We start from the raw sequence: 17349 nt of genomic DNA, 5'->3' as shown, positions 1-17349 counted from the left end.
TTCAGTCGCTGGTCGGTTCGGCGAGGACCCGGCGGATCTTCGCCAGTTCGCTCGCCGCGGTGGCCCGATCGGGGATCGGGTATTCGAGCACGACGGGCACGTGGGTCCCGATCTCGCGGAGCACGGAACGCCAGTCGACGTCGCCCTCGTCGAGCAGCACGGAGTGCAGCCCACCGAGGCGGCCGATGTCCTTCAGGTGGAGGACCGTCGCGTATCGTCCGAGTTCCCGGGCGGCGGCGACCGGGTCAACGCCCGCCCAGAGCCAGTTTCCGGCATCGAACGTGTACCCGATCGGAACGTTCTGGGCCCGCAGGTCGCGGAGGAGCGCAGCCACGACATCCAGTCGCCCGTTCCGCGCGGTCTGGTCGTTCTCGATCGTGACCCGGGCGGATGCCGCCAGCAGGGCCTCGACAAGGCGCCCGAGCCCTGCCAGCTCGTCACCGGGCTCGCCGATGTTCAGCTTGACGCTGAGAGCTCCGAGCATCGCCGCTTCGTCAAGGTAGCCGGTCAGGAGAGGAGAGGCCTCACCGTCCACGAAGAGCGACTCGGGAACGGAGTAGTAGACCTCGAGTCCGGCCTCGGTCGCCAGGCCGGCGATCGTCAGGAGTTCTTCGTGCCGGGCCGCAGGCTCGGGCGAGAGGTACTCTCGGCGGATCTCGATTCCGGTGGCCCCGAGCGCGAGTACCTCGGCGACGAGGTCGGCCTGGACCGTGGTGGACACGTCGAGGGCCTCTTTGTAGACCATGGTGTTGACGAACACCGGTCGGGAGCCGCTCACTGGAGTGCCGATGCGCTGGGCGATGCCGCGGGGATGGTGCCCTGCAGCTTGAAGTCCGGCGTCGAGACGGCCTTCACCACGATCGTGAACACGACCGCGATGATCAGTGACAGGGCCATGAAGATATAGGACGCATCGTTCGACCCGGTGACGTTATTGAGGAAGCCGACGAAGTAGGCCCCTGCGAAGGATCCGAGTGCGCCGAAGCTGTTGACGAGGGCCATCGCGCCGCCCGCGACGTTCTTCGGCAGGATCTCGGGGACGATCGCGAAGAACGGCCCGTACGGGGCGTACATAGCGCCGCCGGCGATCACGAGCAGGATGAACGACAGCCAGAAGTTGGACGTCCCGACGAGGTAGGAGGCGTAGAACGCGACCGCCGCCACCAGGAGGAACGGCCAGATGAAGAGCTTCCGCTTCAGGAGCCGGTCGGAGAAGAACGAGGCGACCACCATCAGCACGGTCGCGAGCAGGTACGGGATGGCGGTGAGCCAGCCGATGATCACGATGTCGAAGGACGACGCGGTCTTGATGATCGAGGGGAGCCACATGACGAAGCCGTAGACGCCGATGCTCCAGAAGAAGTACTGGATGCAGAGCTGGATGACGGCCTTCTGCTTGAATGCCTCGCGGTAGTTCGGCACGGCGTGCAGTCCGACCTGTTCCCGGGCGAATTCGTCGTTGATGTCCTTCTTCTGGCCTGCGGACAGCCACTTCGCGTCGTTCGGGGAGTTGTCGATCATACGCAGCCAGACGAACGCCCAGATGATCGCGGGCAGGCCTTCGATGATGAACATCCAGCGCCAGCTGAAGTGCGACACCAGATAGCCCGACACCACCGACATCCAGAGCATGGTCACCGGGTTGCCGAGGATCAGGACGGTATTGGCTTTGGAGCGTTCGCCGCTGGTGAACCAGTTACTGAGCAGGATGAGCATCGCGGGCATGATGGCCGCCTCGACGATACCGATCGCGAACCGGATGACGAATAGCACCCAGATGTTCGTGACGATGCCGATGCAGCTGGCCAGGATGCCCCACAGGATCAGCGCGTAGAAGATCAGCTTCTTCGCGCTCCGCCGTTGCGCGTAACTCGCGCTCGGCACCTGGAAGAAGAAGTAGCCGAGGAAGAACAGGGCTGCAAGGAAGGCCGAGGCGCTGGCCGTGATGTTGAGGTCTTTCGCCATCCCCGCGGCGGCGCCCAGACTGTAATTCGAGACAGGTCCAGGTAGGCCAGGCTGTAGGTGATGAAGATGACCGGCATGAGCCGTGACCATCGGGATGATGCGAGTTTCTCGCTCATGAACTGAATCTCTTCCTTGAGAACTACCGCAGGGCACACCAACACATATTCCATTGGGCGGAACAGCGTTTGCCCTGACGGAATGAGCCTACGCTCAGGACTGCTCCGGCTGAGAACCCGCGCGACACACGGGCGCGCCGCCGTGAAATCCAGCTCGAGATCAGAGTTGAACGTTATATCGTTAGGTATCGTCGAGCTCTGTTACGGCGCTGAGGAGGTCATCATGAGTGGTTCATTTATGGGAGACGGATTCCCGGGTCGCAAGGGCGGACCGGGCGAAGGTTGGGCCGGAAACGCCATCTGGGAAGCGATGGAGCAGTTGCGCGGGCAGTTCGAACAGAAGGTCGGCACGAGGGTCGGGCGCGGCGACGTCCGTGCCGCGGTGCTCGCGCTCCTCCTGGAGCAGCCGATGCACGGCTACCAGATCATCCACGAGATCGAGGAGCGCAGCAACGGGGCGTGGAAGCCGAGCCCCGGCTCGGTGTATCCGGCGCTCCAGCTGCTCGCCGACGAGGGTTTCATCACGGCCGAGGAGGCCAACGGTCGCAAGACCTACGCGCTCACGGACGAGGGCCGCGCGGTAGCGGATGCCGCAGCCGAGACCTCCGCCCCCTGGGAGGCCCCGAGTGCCCGCGACAGCGGCCGGGCGACCGCACTGCCCAAGGCGGGAATCGGCCTGGCCCAGGCCGCCGCGCAGGTCGGGCGCTCCGGCAGCCCGGAGCAGGTGGACAAGGCCGTCGCCGTGCTCGACGAGGCGCGTCGCCAGTTGTACTCCATCCTCGCCCAGGATTGAACGAGTGCCCGAAGCACGCCGGCGTCAAGGAGATCCGATGACCGACGACGGGAACATGCGCGCCCGCTACCGCCGGATCCTGCGGTTCGCCGCGCGGTACCTGGTGCAGACCTGGTGGTACGAACTGTTCCTGCCCCGGATCGGACTCGCCCGGCTCTCGGCGCGCAACCGGTCGGCGCGGCTCCAGCGCATCGCGCAGCGCTTCCACGTGCTCGCGGTCGACCTGGGTGGCCTCATGATCAAGGTCGGCCAGTTCATGTCGTCCCGGCTCGACGTGCTGCCGCCCGAGATCACCAAGGAGCTCGAGGGCCTGCAGGACGAGGTCCCGGCCGTGCCGTTCCCGGCCATCCGGGCCCTCGCCGAGTCCGAATTGGGGGTGACACTCGAGCGCGCGTTCTCGTTCGTCGACCCGACCCCTCTCGCCGCGGCATCCCTCGGTCAGGTCCACCGCGCGCGGCTCTCGGAAATGGATGCTGCCGAGACCGGCCTGCTGGACGTCGTCGTGAAGATCCAGCGGCCGGGCATCGGTGCGATCGTCGACGTCGACCTCCGGGCCCTTCGCCGCGTCGCCGGCTGGCTCAGCCACATTCGCCTCGTTTCGGATCGGGTCGACATGCCCGTCCTCGTCGAGGAGTTCGCGGTGACGAGCCTCGAGGAGATCGACTACCTGCACGAGGCCGCGAGCGCGGAACGGTTCGCGGGGAACTTCGCCGACGACGCCCGCGTCAGCGTTCCCGAGCTCGTGTGGGAGCGAACGACGCGGCGGGTGCTGACCCTGCAGGACGTCACGGCCATCAAGATCAATGACGTCGATGGGCTCAGGGCGGCAGGCATCGATCCGTCTGAAGTCGCCACCGAGTTCGCGGCGGTCATGTTCGACCAGCTCTTCGTCAACGGCTATTTCCACGCCGACCCGCACCCGGGCAATATCTTCGTCACCCCCTCGCCACCGCGGATGCGGCCACAACAGCGGATGCTCCAGGCCGGGCCTGGAAGTTCACGTTCATCGACTTCGGAATGATGGGCGAGGTACCCGACGCGCTGCGTCGCGGTCTCCGGAACCTGCTCATCGCCGCCGCGTCCCGCAACGGCAAGGGCATGGTGGACGGCATTCGCGAGGTGGGCGTGCTCCTGCCCTCCGCGGACACCGCGGAACTCGAGAGGGCGCTGACGGCGCTGTTCGCGCGTTTCGGCGGGATGGGCTTCGCCGAACTGCAGGAGGTCGATCCGCGCGAGTTCCGCGCCTTCGCGAACGAATTCGGTGATGTGGTGCGCACCCTGCCGGTCCAGCTGCCGGAGAACTTCCTGCTCATCGTGCGCGCGATGTCGCTGACCAGCGGGATGTGCAGTTCGCTCGACCCGGCCTTCAACATCTGGAACGCCGTCGAGCCGTACTCCGCACAGCTGATCCGGGCCGAAGGCGGAAACCTGGTGCAGGATCTCGCGAAGCGCACGGTGGCGGCCGCAGGACTCATCGCCCGGCTGCCCCAGCGGCTCGATACCCTGATCACGCGGGTCGAAGACGGCAACCTCACGGTGCAGACCCCACGGCTCGAGCGCCGCCTGGGCAGTCTCGAGCGAACGGGACGGCGGATCATCTCTGCGGTCCTCTTCACAGCCCTGCTGATCGGCGGCATCCTGCTCCGTGCCGACGACGTCGTCTTCGGAACGGTGCTCATGGCCGTGTCCGTGCTTCCGCTCCTCCACGCCACCCTCGCCGGCGCCGTCGCCCGCCGAGGACCCCTGCCCTAGGGAGCTGTCGAAGTCCCGGCCGACGTCACCGCCCGGCACCGAGGTGACGCTGGGCATCGGAGTACGCGGACGACCACACCAGTTCGTGATCGGCAGGCGACGACGCTCCGCAGGCGAGTGACTCCTCGGCGATCAACAGCGTCGAAGCGAGCCCCGCCAGATAGCGGGACTCTGCGGAGAGTCGCGTGTCGGGGGCGAGGCTGGAGCTCACGACGGTCAGCTCGAGGACGCCTCGACGAATCGATCCGGCGGCATGGGCGACAGCAAGGGTGCTCGCGACGTAAAACCCGATGCAGGCCGTGATCACCAGGAGTCTCGGTGCGCCCGCCTCAACAAGCGTTACGAACTCTCCGAACACGGCCACCAGGCCGAGCACCGTCCAACCGCGCCACACGCGAACCCGTCGGCGCTGCCGTGCGGAGATCCCCGCCGGATACAGCACGAGCCGCTGGCTCGTGCTGCCGTAGCGACCGGCCGAAACCGTGTAGCTGCCCCAGCGGCAGCGTCCGTCGAGGAGTGGCGAGAGCCACCGGCTGAGCGTGAGTTCCGAGAGGTCCATTCGAGCGCTGTTCACCAATCCAGCGTCATCCCGGGCGCAGGGGGCCGCGCCATCCTTACGGAATCCATGCGCCGAAACGGAGTTTCCCTACGGATTCACTACGCTCGCGCTACTCCCGTCCAGGCAAGCAGCCGGATGTTGGGCGTGCCGTCATCCGCCACCACAGCCATCTCGGCTCAATGGGTTCACCTTCGCCACAAATGCGGACGGGAGCGAGTCCTCCGCTCGGTGATGTAAGTTGCTGGTCGGACCGACAATATCGGCCGATGCCATGCTAGGTTTCCCACGAAGACTACAGCGTGGGTTCAAGCGGGGGCTAGCCATGATTCGTCTCAGAGTGACCAGCAGAGCCTGGATCGCGGCAGCATTGGTCTGTGCATCGTGCCTCGGCCTGACGAGTTGTGTCGCCAACGACTCCACCACGGAGATCCGGCTGTTCCTTGCGCAGAAACCCGGTCCCGAAGACGCACTTCCCTCGGCGCTCAAGGCTTCAAGTGACGGCCTCGATGCCGCTTCCAGTCGGTTCGTCGGCACCACCAGAGATGTGAGCTATTTCGTCTCCAAGTACACGGATCCGCAACGAGGCACCCCGGGCTTCTGCCTGATGGTGGCAAAACTGCCGGACGGTCCTTCGAATTCGTTCTGCGGTTCCGCAGACGGAATGTGGACGTCTGGAAGCGGCACCGGCGGAGCACGGGTCATCGAGAGCAACGACGAAGTTCCCGAGGGGTGGACCCGTCTGAGTGACTTCCTCATCGTCAATCCGGACGCTAAACCTTAGGAATCAGCCGAGCTGAGCAATCCTCATGAAACTGTGGATCTCGTGTGGATCTACCCGATCACTGCCTGAATTTCGGGATGTGAACCACAATTGGAGGCAGTTTTCGCACAAGACGCATCGAAGCACCGTCGTCACCTCCGGTCGCCCGATGAGGAAAGTTCCGCTCGTGTGCTCTCACCCTGGAGGAAGGACCATGACCTCAGTTCCGGCCCACCGGCGCACTCGCGGACCGGCTGCACCCCACCACCGAGTGAACGCCTCCCGCGTCTCCCGCAGCGCGTGGACCGCGCTGAACTGGCTTACGTCCCTTGCCGTCGTGGTCGTGATGACCGCATCGGCGGCGGCCATGGTCACTGCTGCCCCGGCGGTCTCCCCGGCTGCGCCGGCGATCGTGCCGGACAGCCGGCCGTGACCGGTCATCGACAATCGCCCCGGCCGCCCGTTGCGGCCGCGCTCATCAAGACACTGATCGTGATCGGCGCCGTCCTGTCTGCGGCACTCGCCTTCGTCGACGTCCGGTTTCCTGTCCAGTTCGACTCGGCCATCCTCGCTCACACCACCGGATTCCTGGCCGGATATGTCGTCACGGTGATGGTGGTCCTGATGTCGCGCGCACCGTTGCTCGAACGCTCGATCGGTGCCGACCGGCTCGCCCGCTGGCACGGCGTCGGCGGTCGCGCCTTCATCGTCCTCCTGGTGATTCATGCGGTCGCGGCCGTGCATTCCTGGATGCTCAGCCACTGGGAAGATGCCTTCACGGCATCCCTCGCCGTCCTGGGCATGCCCGGGCTGGTGGCCGCGACCGCCGGGACGGTCCTGTTCGGCGTGATCGCGGTCATGTCGGTGCGGGCAGCCCGGCGCTCGGTCTCCTACGAGACGTGGCACGGCATCCACCTGCTCAGCTATATCGCCCTGGCGCTCTCGTTCACGCACGAACTGGCCGGGCCCGACCTTGCCGGCAGGCCCGGGCTCCAGATCGCCTGGACCCTGTTCTTCGTATCCGCACTGGGCCTGGTGCTCCGCTACCGCGTTCTCAAGCCGCTGGAGCACGCCTGGCGCCACCGCCTCCGGATCGAACGCCTGGTGCCCGAGGCGGACGGCGTCGTGAGCGTCATTCTGCGCGGGCGGCACATCGACGAACTGCGCGTCGAAGCGGGTCAGTTCTTCCGCTGGCGATTTCTGGCGCCGGGGGTCTGGCGCTCCGCGCATCCCTTCTCGCTGTCTGCGCCTCCCGGCGATGACCTGCTTCGAATCACCGTAAAGGCGCTCGGGAACGGCAGTCACACGCTTCACTCCCTCCGGCCGGGCACGCGCGTGCTCGCCGAGGGGCCGTACGGGGCCATGACGCACCGGAAACGCACTCGTGAATCCGTTCTGCTCATCGCCGGCGGCGTTGGGATCACACCGATGCGCGCACTCTTCGAAGAGCTCGAGGTCGGCGACGGCTCCCTGACCCTCCTCTACCGGGCCTCCCGGGACGATGACGTGATCTTCCGCGACGAACTCGAGGAAATCGCCCGGTTGCGCGGTGCCTCGATCGTGTGGATGATCGGGCCGTCCACAGATCCCCGGGACAGCATGACCGGTGCGAACCTGACTCGGCTCGTCCCCGACGTCGCTGCCCGCGACGTCTACGTGTGCGCATCGCGCGGTCTGTCCAGGGCTGTCCGGTCGGCGCTGAAGGACGCCGGACATCCGCCTGCCCGCCTGCACGAGGAAGTCTTCGCGTTCTAACGGCGCAGCCAGAGTCGCCTGCGTCCGCTCGAAAACGACGAAAGGCCCCCGGTTACCCGGGGGCCTTTCTTGTCCGACTGGATCATTCAACCCACTGTGCGCGAGGGGGACTTGAACCCCCACGTCCTTTCGAACACTGGCACCTGAAGCCAGCGCGTCTGCCAATTCCGCCACTCGCGCGAACTTAGAGAGGCTAGCACTATTCGGGGTGCGAATGCCATTCGTCCAGCCGCCGGGCGAGGCGGGAAGGGGCGCGCAGCATCCGCCCCGTTTGCCGTCTCGTGACCCTCTCGGACGCGAGTCATGCGAGACTGCCTCCTGGCCGGACAGAAACGGACCCACCTCCGTGCCCATAGCCGCCTCCCGTAGGATGACAATTCCGGTTCCATGTGCCCGGCGGGCGAGTTAACACGCGAGGCAAGTAACATGCTGATAGCCGAAAGGATCGGATCGGGAGACCTGTGGGCATTCTGGATAACTTTGAAAAGGGCCTTGAGCGCGCCGTAAACGGCGCATTCGCCAAGACCTTCAAGTCGGGACTACAGCCGGTGGAGATCACCTCCGCGCTGCGTCGCGAACTGGACACCAAGGCAGCTGTGGTGTCCCGCGACCGCATCCTCGCGCCCAATCGCTTCACCGTCCGCATGAGCCACACCGACTTCCAGCGCATGACCAACCTCGGACCCGCACTCATCGACGAGCTCACCGACCTGGTCCAGCAGCACGGCAACGAGCAGCGCTACCAGTTCGCCGGCGGCATCTCGATCAGCCTCTCCGACGACCGCGGCCTCAGCGAGGGCATGGTCCAGATCGACTCGTCCACCGTCAAGGGCAGCGTCACCTGGACGCCCGTCGTCGATGTCGGCGGCAAGCGGTACCCGCTCCGCAAGTCGACCACGGTCATCGGTCGCGGCACGGATGCCGACATCACCATCGACGACACCGGCACCTCCCGCCGCCACGTCGAGATCACCTGGGACGGCGCCCGTGCGCAGGTGCGCGACCTCGGCTCCACGAATGGATCCCAGCTCAACGGTGTCGCCGTCAAGCAGGCGATCCTCGAACCGGATTCGGTCATCACCATCGGCCGCACCCGCATCGTCTTCCGGGTGCTCGCCCAGGCCCACGCGGATGCTCCCGCTGCCGACCAGCGCTCCGATCTGCCGGCCGCACCGCACGAGCGCCACGACATGGGCGGATTCTGGGGGCCCTCCGCATGAATGTCAGCGAGCTGACCCTGCTCGTCCTGCGGCTCGGGTTCCTTCTCGTGCTCTGGCTCTTCATCTTCGGCATCGTCTATGCCCTCCGCAGCGACCTCTTCGGCCAGAGAGTCCGCAAGCAGCCCAAGGACGGCGCCCCCGCGGTGGCGTCCGCAGGACTCGCCGCAGCATTCCCGTCGGCCGTGCCGGCCGCGGCACCGGTGATGCAGGCCGCTCCCGCCTTCGTCCAGCCGCCGGCGGCATCCGCTGCGGCACCGACGGAACAGTTCTCGGCGCACGCCGAGAAGGACGACCTCGGCCCCGGCGACAAGGCCACCGCCCAGAACGCGACCAGGCTCGTGATCACCTCCGGCCCGAAGGCCGGCACCGAATTCCCGTTGACCGTGGATTCGGTCACGATCGGTCGCTCCGCCGATTCAAGCCTCGTCATTCGCGACGACTACACGTCGACCCACCATGCCCGGCTGATGCTGTGGAATGACAAGTGGATGATCCAGGATCTCGATTCGACAAACGGCACCTTCCTCGCGGGCGTACGCCTCGCGGTTCCGACACCTGTCCCCTTGAACACCACCGTCAAGATCGGCGCGACCAGCTTCGAGCTTCGGCGGTAGGTCCATGGCGACAGTCAGTCACAGCGCGGCCGCGTCCCACGTTGGAAAGATCCGGTCCAACAACCAGGACTCCGGCTACTCCGGCCAGCACCTGTTCCTCGTCGCAGACGGCATGGGCGGGCACGCGGGAGGCGACGTCGCCTCCGCGATCGCGACCAAGCGCATCATCGAGGCCGACCGGGACTACCAGAGCCCGCAGGACGCCGAATTCGCACTCCAGGCCGCCCTCATCGCGGCGAACTCCCTCCTCGCCGAGACGGTCTACGAGCACACCGAGCTGACGGGAATGGGCACGACCGTCAGCGCCCTGATCGTGCTCAACGACGAGGTCGCGATCGCCCACATCGGCGACTCACGCATCTACCTCCTGCGCCAGGGCGAGCTCTCCCAGATCACGATCGACCACACCTTCGTGCAGCGCCTCGTTGACAGCGGCCGCATCACCGAGCAGGAGGCGATGGTGCACCCGCGCCGCTCGGTCCTGATGCGCGTGCTCGGAGACGTCGAGGCCGCCCCCGAGATCGACACCTCGATCCTCGCGACCTTCGCCGGCGACCGCTGGCTGATCTGCTCTGACGGACTGAGCGGCGTCGTCTCCAACACGAGCATCGCGGCCGCACTCTCGAGCGAGCTCGACCCGCAGGGCGTCGCCGACCGACTCGTCAAGGAGAGCCTCGACGGCGGAGCCCCTGACAACGTCACGATCGTCGTCGTCGACATCGGCGCGCCGGACCAACGCATCGACACCCCCATCGTCGTCGGGTCGGCATCCGCACCGCTGGCCTTCGGCGAGGAACCCGGACGCAGCCGTGCCCTGCGGATGTCGAGCCTGCGCCTGCACCCCGTTCGCGAGACCCACTTCGAACCCGATTCCCAGGACTACCTCACCGAACTCATCGAGGAGGATGCCCGCCGCGCCCGCCGCCGCAAGGCCACCTGGCTCGCCGGCGTCATCCTGCTCATCGTCGCCCTCGTCGGCGGCGGAATCCTCGGCTACCAGTGGACCCAGACGCGGTACTACGTCGGCGTCGAGGGCAGCACGGTCGCGATCTTCCGCGGCGTGCAACAGGACCTCGGGCCCATCTCCCTCCACTCCGTCTACGAGGAGACCCCGCTCCAGGTCACCGACCTGCGCGTCTACGACCGGCAGCAGGTCGAGCAGACCATCAGCGCAGCGTCGCTCGATGAGGCCCGCCTCGTGGTCGAGCGCCTGACGAAGGCGAAGAATGAGTAACGCGCGGGCAACGGATGCCCCCACGCGCGCTCCGAAGTCCAAGCCCGGCAGCACGCGGCGACTGCACCTGCCGCAGAAGATGCGGAACGTCGAACTGTTCCTGCTCATCGTCGCGTGCGGGATCAACGCCTCGGCCGTCGTGCTCGTCCAGCTCGGGGCGCTCGGGCACATCGATACGACCCTCGTCGTGCTGGGCGCAGGGTTGTCCGGCCTCGTGCTCTGCCTGCACATCGTCCTGCGCTTCGTGGCGCGGGACGCCGACCCGTTCATCCTGCCGATCGCCACGCTCCTGAACGGCATCGGAATTGCGATGATCTACCGCATCGACATCGCCAATGGAGACGCCGGCTGGGACAGTGCCGCGGTGCGCCAGACCGTGTGGAGCGGCCTGGCGATCGCCTGCGCCATCACGGTGATGCTCGTCATCCGCAACCACCGGGTGCTCTTCCGCTACACCTACGTGTCCGGGTTCGTCGCGGTCGTCCTGCTCCTCCTCCCGCTCGTCCCCGGCCTCGGCCGCGAGGTCAGCGGTGCCAGGGTCTGGATCGGAATCGGCTCCTTCGCAACCTTCCAGCCCGGTGAGATCGCAAAGATCGCCCTCGCGATCTTCTTCGCCGGCTATCTGGTCCGCAACCGGGACAGCCTGTCGATGGTCGGCCGCCGGGTGCTCTGGATGAAGTTCCCGCGGCTGCGCGACCTCGGTCCGATCCTGGTTCTCTGGGCCCTCTCGATGTCGGTCATCATCTTCCAGCGCGATCTCGGAACAGCGCTGCTCTACTTCGGGCTGTTCCTCGTCATGCTCTACATCGCGACCGGCCGGCTCAGCTGGGTCCTGCTCGGCATGACCCTCTTCATCGGCGGCGCGATCATCGCCAGCCAGACCCTCGACTACGTGCACGGCCGGTTCCAGAACTGGCTCGATGCGCTCAACCCCGACGTCTACAACGCAGACGGCGGGAGCTACCAGCTCGTCCAGGGCTTGTTCGGGCTCGCCAAGGGCGGCCTTCTCGGCACCGGCCTCGGCCAGGGACGCCCCGAAATCACCCCGGTTCCGCAGAGCGACTACATCATCGCGAGCCTCGGCGAAGAACTCGGCCTCGCCGGGCTGTTCGCGATCCTGGCCCTGTACCTGCTCTTCGTGGCCCGCGGCATCCGCATCGGCTTCGCCGGGCACGACGACTTCGGCAAGCTCCTCGGCGTCGGGCTCTCCTTCGTCGTCGCCCTCCAGTGCTTCATCGTGATCGGCGGTGTCACCAGGGTCATTCCGCTCACGGGGCTCACGACACCCTTCCTCGCGGCCGGCGGGTCATCGCTCGTCGCCAACTGGATCATCGTCGCGCTCCTGCTGCGCCTGTCCGACACCATCCGCAACCAACCCAGGCTGGTGGTCTGATGAATCGCGAACTCAAGCGCGTCAGCATTGTCGTCATGCTGATGTTCGTCGCCCTGCTGAGCTCGACGACGATCATCCAGGTCTTCCAGGCCGAAAGCCTGTCCGCAGACTCACGCAATACCCGCACGCTCTACGACAGCTACATGGTCGAGCGCGGCGCCATCCTGGTTGCGGGCACCCCGATCGCACAGTCTGTCCCGACCGATGACAACTACAAGTACCTGCGCACGTACAGCAAGGCCGCGCTCTACGCCCCTGTCACGGGGTTCCTGCCCGTCAATGGCGCGGCCACCGGGCTCGAGCACGCGCTCAACGGCGAGCTCAGCGGCACCTCGGACTCCCAGTTCTTCGACCAGATGAACTCCCTCGTCACCGGCCAGGTCTCCAAGGGCGCATCGGTCGAGGTCACGATCGACCCGGTCGCCCAGCAGGCCGCCTGGGATGCCCTCGGGAACCTCACCGGTGCCGTCATCGTCACCGAGCCGAAGACCGGCCGGATCCTGGCCATGGTGTCCAAGCCGAGCTACGACCCGAACCTGCTCGCCGTGCACGACAGCGAGGCCGTCACCGGCACGTACCAGAGCCTCGTGAACGACCCGGGCAACCCCCTCATCAACCGGTCCATCGATGCCCTCAACCCTCCCGGCTCCGTCTTCAAGCTCGTCGTCGCATCCGCTGCCATCGAATCGGGCAAGTTCACCCCCGACAGCGCCTTCCCGAACCTGGCGACCTTCACGCTGCCGGGCAGCTCGTCGATCGTGATCAATTCCGGTGGCGGCACCTGCGGCAGCGGCGACACGGTCACGATCGCCACCGCGCTGCGCCTGTCCTGCAACATCCCCATGGCGGAGCTCGGGCTGCAGCTCGGGTCGACGGCCATCCGGGAGATGGCCGAGAAGTACGGGTTCAACACGAGCTACTCGGTTCCCCTCGACGTCGCGACGAGCGTGTACCCCACGGTCCTCGACGACGCGCAGACCGCACTTTCGGCATTCGGGCAGTACGAAGTGCGCGCAACGCCCCTGCAGATGGCGATGGTGTCTGCGACGATCGCAAACGGCGGAGTCCAGATGGCGCCGAACCTGGTGGAGGAAATCATCGCCCCCAATCTCAGCCCTCTCGAAAGCTTTACGCCGAAGACGGTGAAACAGGTGATCAGCGCCGCAACCGCGGCCACGATGACCCAGATGATGGTCAACGACGTCGCGGATGGCGCGGCGAGCAATGCAAGAATAGACGGGGTCAACGTGGCGGGAAAAACGGGTACGGCCGAGAACGGAACTGACGAGCCATACACACTCTGGTTCACCGGTTTTGCTCCCGCAGAAGATCCAAAATACGCGATCACCGTCCTCGTCGAGGATGGCGGAGGTCTTGGCCAGAAGGGGTACGGCAATTTGCTCGCCGCACCCGTTGCAAAGCAGGTACTAGAGGCGGTGCTGAACAAATGAGACCCACAGCAGGGCTCACCTTCGGGGGACGCTACGAACTGAAGTCCCGGATCGCCATCGGCGGAATGGGCGAGGTCTGGCAGTCCGTCGACCTCGTAATCGGTCGTACCGTCGCCATCAAGATCTTGAAAGACGAGTACCTCGGTGACCCGGGCTTCCTCGAGCGCTTCCGCGCCGAGGCTCGTCACGCCGCTCTCGTCAACCACGAAGGCATCGCCAATGTCTTCGACTACGGCGAAGAAGACGGAAGCGCGTTCCTCGTCATGGAACTCGTACCCGGCGAAGCCCTGTCGACGATCCTCGAGCGCGAGCACGTCCTGCCGACCGACAAGGTCCTCGACATCGTCGCGCAGACGGCATCCGCCCTGCACGCCGCGCACGCCGCGGGACTGGTGCACCGGGACATCAAGCCCGGGAACCTGCTGATCACCCCCGACGGCCGCGTCAAGATCACCGACTTCGGCATCGCCCGCATCGCGGACCAGGTTCCACTGACCGCCACCGGCCAGGTCATGGGCACCGTGCAGTACCTCTCGCCCGAACAGGCCAGCGGTCGCTCAGCGTCGCCGACGACCGACATCTACTCACTGGGGATCGTGGCATACGAGTGCCTCGCCGGACGCCGCCCGTTCACGGGCGAGTCCCAGGTGGCCATCGCGATGGCGCAGATCAACGAGATCGCCCCTGACCTGCCCGACACCGTCTCCGAGCCGGTCCGCAACCTCGTCATCTCCTGCCTCGCGAAGAACCCGGCGGATCGCCCGGCATCCGCAGCCCACCTCGCCAGGGCCGCGACCGCCCTGCGCCGCGGTGATGTGGCCCTCGCGGCCGCTTCCGTACCTGCCGTCATGAACGGGGTCACCCCCACCATGGCGACCATGCTCATGCCCGGTGCCGGTGCGAACGCGCAGGCGACCACGCTGCTTCCCTCCGGGCTGCCGCCCGTCACGCGCGCGTCCGCGGCAGCGGCCGAGGAGGCCGCGAAGAAGAAGCGCAGCCCCTGGACCTGGCCTCTCATCGCCCTGATCGCACTGCTGGCCCTTGTTCTCATCGGTGGCATTGTCGCGTTCGTTTCCCAGCAGAACAGCGGAAGCACCCCCGTCACGACGTCGAGCACGTCGAGCACCCCGTCGCCCACTCCCTCGAAGACGCCGAGCGCCACTCCGACGCCCACGCCGACGCCGACTCCGACGGCCGACGCCCACCACGGCGGAAGTAACCGAGTCCGATTTCATCGGTAAGACCAGCGGGGAAGCCCGCACCATGCTCCAGTCTCTGGGCTTCGTCGCCGACGTCGTCACGGGCAAGGCCTCGGTCGACCCGGCAACGCAGGTTGCAGACACGGTCTACTCGGTCAACCCCACCGGCCCGGTCAAGAAGGGCGAGAAGATCACGGTCACGGTCTACGCTCCGGCCGTCGTACCCGACGCCCCGAGCGCCGCTCCGACGACGACCACGACCACCGTCGCCAGCGGCAAGACGGTGACCTACACCTGGGTCGCGCAATCGTGCCCCAGTGGCCAGACCCTGGCCGGGTACAAGCTCGAGGTGACGGGCGGCACCGTGCAATCCGCGAACCCGACGGGCGCCGATGTCACCACGGCGACCGTCGTCGCCGGCCCGGTCGGATCGATGACCGTCAAGTACCTGTACTACTGCGGACAGGTCGCCTCAGCCTGGTCGCCGTCCTCCACCGCGGTGCCGATCACCGCTGCGACACCGTAAGACTGACGCAGGGACGTCAGCTAAAATAGCCAAGATCCGCGCAACCAGGGTTGCCTCAGCCGGGGCGATGCCTGGAGCCGAATGGTCGACAAGAGTGGGAGTGAGTCTGTGAGTGATGAAGGCCGCCTGCTCGCAGGTCGCTATCGAGTGGGGGCACTCATTGGTCGCGGCGGCATGTCCGACGTGCATATCGGCACCGACGCGCGGCTCGGCCGCACGGTTGCGATCAAACTCCTGAAGTCGTCCCTCGCGGCCGATCCCGCCTTCCGCACCCGCTTCCGCCAGGAGGCCCAGGCCGCGGCGCGGATGGCGCACCCCACGATCGTGCGTGTCTTCGACGCCGGCGAGGAGACCGTCGGAGAACCCGGCGGCCTCGAATCGCAGATTCCGTTCATCGTGATGGAATTCGTCGATGGACGCCTGCTCAAGGACATCATCCGCGAAGGCCCTGTCCAGGCCACCGAGGCCGTGCGCATCATCGACGGCGTCCTGACGGCGCTCGAATACTCGCACCGCGCGGGTGTCGTTCATCGCGACATCAAGCCCGGCAACATCATGATCACCAAGACCGGCCAGGTGAAGGTGATGGACTTCGGCATCGCCAGGGCCATCTCGGATTCCTCGACGACGGTCGCCCAGACCACGGCGATCCTCGGCACGGCATCCTATTTCTCCCCGGAGCAGGCCAAGGGAGAATCCGTCGACGCACGCACGGACCTGTACTCCACCGGCGTCGTTCTCTTCGAGATGCTCACCGGCCGCGCGCCATTCCGCGGCGATACACCCGTCGCCGTCGCCTACCAGCACGTCAGCGAGACACCGGTCGCCCCGAGCTCGATCAACCCCAAGGTTTCCCCGGCACTCGACGTCGTCGTGATGCGCGCCCTTGAAAAGGACCGTTTCGCCCGGTACCAGAGCGCCGTCGAGTTCCGAACGGATGTCGAGATCGCCGGCTCCGGCGTGATCCCGCTGCACCGCCCCGTCGATGAAGCCACCGCGAGCCTTTTCGGCGCACCGCCCACGGCGACCTCCGGATCGGAGCTTGCGCTCAAGCAACTCGCCGAGGACGCCACGATGGTGCGCACTCAGCGACGGCCCCCGGTCATCTGGATCTGGGCCGGCATCCTCAGCGTGATCGTGATCGTGCTTTCCGTGATGATCTGGGCCTTCAGCCTCACCCCCAGCAGCGACCTCCCGGATAACTCCCGGAAGGTGCCCTCGTTGGTCGGCCAGAGCTACGAGACCGCCCAGAACACCCTCATCGAGTCCGACCTCGCTGCCACGATGGCTCAGGAGGCCAGCGCAACGGTCCCCAAGGACAAGGTCACCCGAACAGACCCGCCCGCTGGAACGATCGCCCAGCCGACCGATGTGATCAAGGTCTACGTATCAACGGGTCCGCAGCCCGTGACGGTGCCCGATGTCACGAACCTGCCGATCGCCGACGCCCAGGCCGCGATCAGCGCTCTCGGGCTCCTGCCAGGGTCGATCACCAAGGAGAACTCTGCGACGATCGCGCCCAACCTTGTGCTGCGCACCGACCCGGCGCTGCAGGGGAGTGCCCAGACCGGCGACACCGTCGATATCTTCATCTCCAGCGGCCTCGTCACCCTGCCGAACCTCGTCGGCCAGTCTCTTCAGGCGGCCAGCGAGCTCCTGCTGGCCCCGTCCGTACAGCTTGTGCCGATCCCGACGCCAGACGCCACGTGCGCCATGAAACCCGGATCTCCGGTCACCAAGCAATCCCAGGCGCCCGGAGACGTGGAGCAGAAGTCCCAGGTGGCGCTCACCTACTGCGCAGGCTAACGCCGCGTTTTCTGCCCCACCCTCCCTCCCGCTCGGGATGCAAAGAGCTCACGAGCGCATCTGCCCCACAGTCCAGCGCGCTGGCCGCCGTGACGCCTGCCGTGCCCGAGCGCGGAGGATCCCAGAGCAGGGTGAGTGTGTCGAATTCAGGAGATCCGTGTATCCCGGCTGGATTGACCGCACTGGTCCGCGGGCAGGTGTCGCTC

The 17349-nt window shown here is 66.4% G+C and carries 13 protein-coding genes, 1 tRNA gene and 2 pseudogenes; 12 read left to right on the top strand and 4 right to left on the bottom strand.

Annotated features, from left to right (window positions below; genetic code table 11):
* Position 1: 1 nt before the first annotated feature.
* Together RGU41_RS16620 and RGU41_RS16615 are read right to left on the bottom strand one after the other, a co-directional pair.
* Positions 2-778: a sugar phosphate isomerase/epimerase family protein gene (locus RGU41_RS16620; RefSeq protein WP_322136875.1), complete on the bottom strand. Its 777-nt coding sequence runs from the start codon at positions 776-778 to the stop codon at positions 2-4.
* The gene (locus tag RGU41_RS16615) at positions 775-2055 is read right to left on the bottom strand and encodes an MFS transporter (RefSeq protein WP_416173162.1); all 1281 of its coding nucleotides are present in this window, start codon (positions 2053-2055) and stop codon (positions 775-777) included. Before RGU41_RS16615 ends, RGU41_RS16620 begins: the two co-directional genes overlap by 4 nt.
* Before the next feature lie 249 nt (positions 2056-2304).
* Between RGU41_RS16615 and RGU41_RS16610 the strand changes: the two genes are divergently transcribed.
* Together RGU41_RS16610 and RGU41_RS16605 are read left to right on the top strand one after the other, a co-directional pair.
* Complete coding sequence (locus RGU41_RS16610) at positions 2305-2874, top strand: PadR family transcriptional regulator (protein ID WP_134448604.1); 570 nt, start codon at positions 2305-2307, stop codon at positions 2872-2874.
* Between the two features lie 37 nt (positions 2875-2911).
* Positions 2912-4626 (top strand): annotated as a pseudogene (locus tag RGU41_RS16605) (ABC1 kinase family protein).
* A gap of 25 nt (positions 4627-4651) precedes the next feature.
* On the opposite strand, the gene RGU41_RS16600 reads toward RGU41_RS16605, so the two are convergent.
* The gene (locus tag RGU41_RS16600) at positions 4652-5185 is read right to left on the bottom strand and encodes a DUF6611 family protein (protein WP_322136873.1); all 534 of its coding nucleotides are present in this window, start codon (positions 5183-5185) and stop codon (positions 4652-4654) included.
* Positions 5186-5522: 337 nt separating this feature from the next.
* Between RGU41_RS16600 and RGU41_RS16595 the strand changes: the two genes are divergently transcribed.
* The 3 genes from RGU41_RS16595 to RGU41_RS16585 all read left to right on the top strand — a co-directional run bounded on the left by RGU41_RS16595 (position 5523) and on the right by RGU41_RS16585 (position 7700).
* Positions 5523-5966, top strand: a complete 444-nt coding sequence (locus RGU41_RS16595; RefSeq protein ID WP_322136872.1) for a hypothetical protein — start codon at positions 5523-5525, stop codon at positions 5964-5966.
* 193 nt (positions 5967-6159) lie between these two features.
* Positions 6160-6378 (top strand): hypothetical protein, encoded by a 219-nt coding sequence (locus tag RGU41_RS16590; RefSeq protein WP_134448596.1) that lies wholly within the window; start codon positions 6160-6162, stop codon positions 6376-6378.
* On the top strand, positions 6375-7700 hold the full coding sequence (locus tag RGU41_RS16585) for a ferredoxin reductase family protein (protein ID WP_322136871.1): 1326 nt from the start codon (positions 6375-6377) through the stop codon (positions 7698-7700). Before RGU41_RS16590 ends, RGU41_RS16585 begins: the two co-directional genes overlap by 4 nt.
* Positions 7701-7797: 97 nt before the next feature.
* Here RGU41_RS16585 and RGU41_RS16580 read toward each other — a convergent pair.
* Positions 7798-7880: transfer RNA gene (locus tag RGU41_RS16580), tRNA-Leu, on the bottom strand.
* Positions 7881-8161: 281 nt separating this feature from the next.
* Between RGU41_RS16580 and RGU41_RS16575 the strand changes: the two genes are divergently transcribed.
* From RGU41_RS16575 to pknB, 7 genes and pseudogenes are all read left to right on the top strand, one after another.
* Positions 8162-8920 carry an FhaA domain-containing protein gene (locus RGU41_RS16575; RefSeq protein ID WP_134560835.1) on the top strand — a complete coding sequence of 253 codons (759 nt, stop codon included), beginning with the start codon at positions 8162-8164 and terminating at the stop codon, positions 8918-8920.
* A complete protein-coding gene (locus RGU41_RS16570) occupies positions 8917-9534 on the top strand; it encodes an FHA domain-containing protein (RefSeq protein ID WP_322136870.1) in 618 nt (205 codons plus the stop codon). The genes RGU41_RS16575 and RGU41_RS16570 overlap by 4 nt, the downstream gene beginning before the upstream one ends.
* A gap of 4 nt (positions 9535-9538) precedes the next feature.
* Positions 9539-10768 carry a PP2C family protein-serine/threonine phosphatase gene (locus RGU41_RS16565; RefSeq protein WP_134448590.1) on the top strand — a complete coding sequence of 410 codons (1230 nt, stop codon included), beginning with the start codon at positions 9539-9541 and terminating at the stop codon, positions 10766-10768.
* A complete protein-coding gene (locus RGU41_RS16560) occupies positions 10761-12161 on the top strand; it encodes an FtsW/RodA/SpoVE family cell cycle protein (RefSeq protein ID WP_134448588.1) in 1401 nt (466 codons plus the stop codon). The genes RGU41_RS16565 and RGU41_RS16560 overlap by 8 nt, the downstream gene beginning before the upstream one ends.
* The gene (locus tag RGU41_RS16555) at positions 12161-13612 is read left to right on the top strand and encodes a peptidoglycan D,D-transpeptidase FtsI family protein (protein ID WP_134560834.1); all 1452 of its coding nucleotides are present in this window, start codon (positions 12161-12163) and stop codon (positions 13610-13612) included. Before RGU41_RS16560 ends, RGU41_RS16555 begins: the two co-directional genes overlap by 1 nt.
* A pseudogene (locus RGU41_RS16550) lies at positions 13609-15337 on the top strand (serine/threonine protein kinase). Before RGU41_RS16555 ends, RGU41_RS16550 begins: the two are co-directional and overlap by 4 nt.
* 81 nt (positions 15338-15418) lie before the next feature.
* The gene (pknB, locus tag RGU41_RS16545) at positions 15419-17143 is read left to right on the top strand and encodes a Stk1 family PASTA domain-containing Ser/Thr kinase (protein WP_134448582.1); all 1725 of its coding nucleotides are present in this window, start codon (positions 15419-15421) and stop codon (positions 17141-17143) included.
* Positions 17144-17349: the final 206 nt, after the last annotated feature.

The sequence above is a fragment of the Cryobacterium sp. 10C3 genome (genome assembly GCF_034314285.1).
Classification (GTDB): Bacteria; Actinomycetota; Actinomycetes; order Actinomycetales; family Microbacteriaceae; genus Cryobacterium; species Cryobacterium glucosi.
This window is presented reverse-complemented; position numbering and strand designations above follow the sequence as displayed.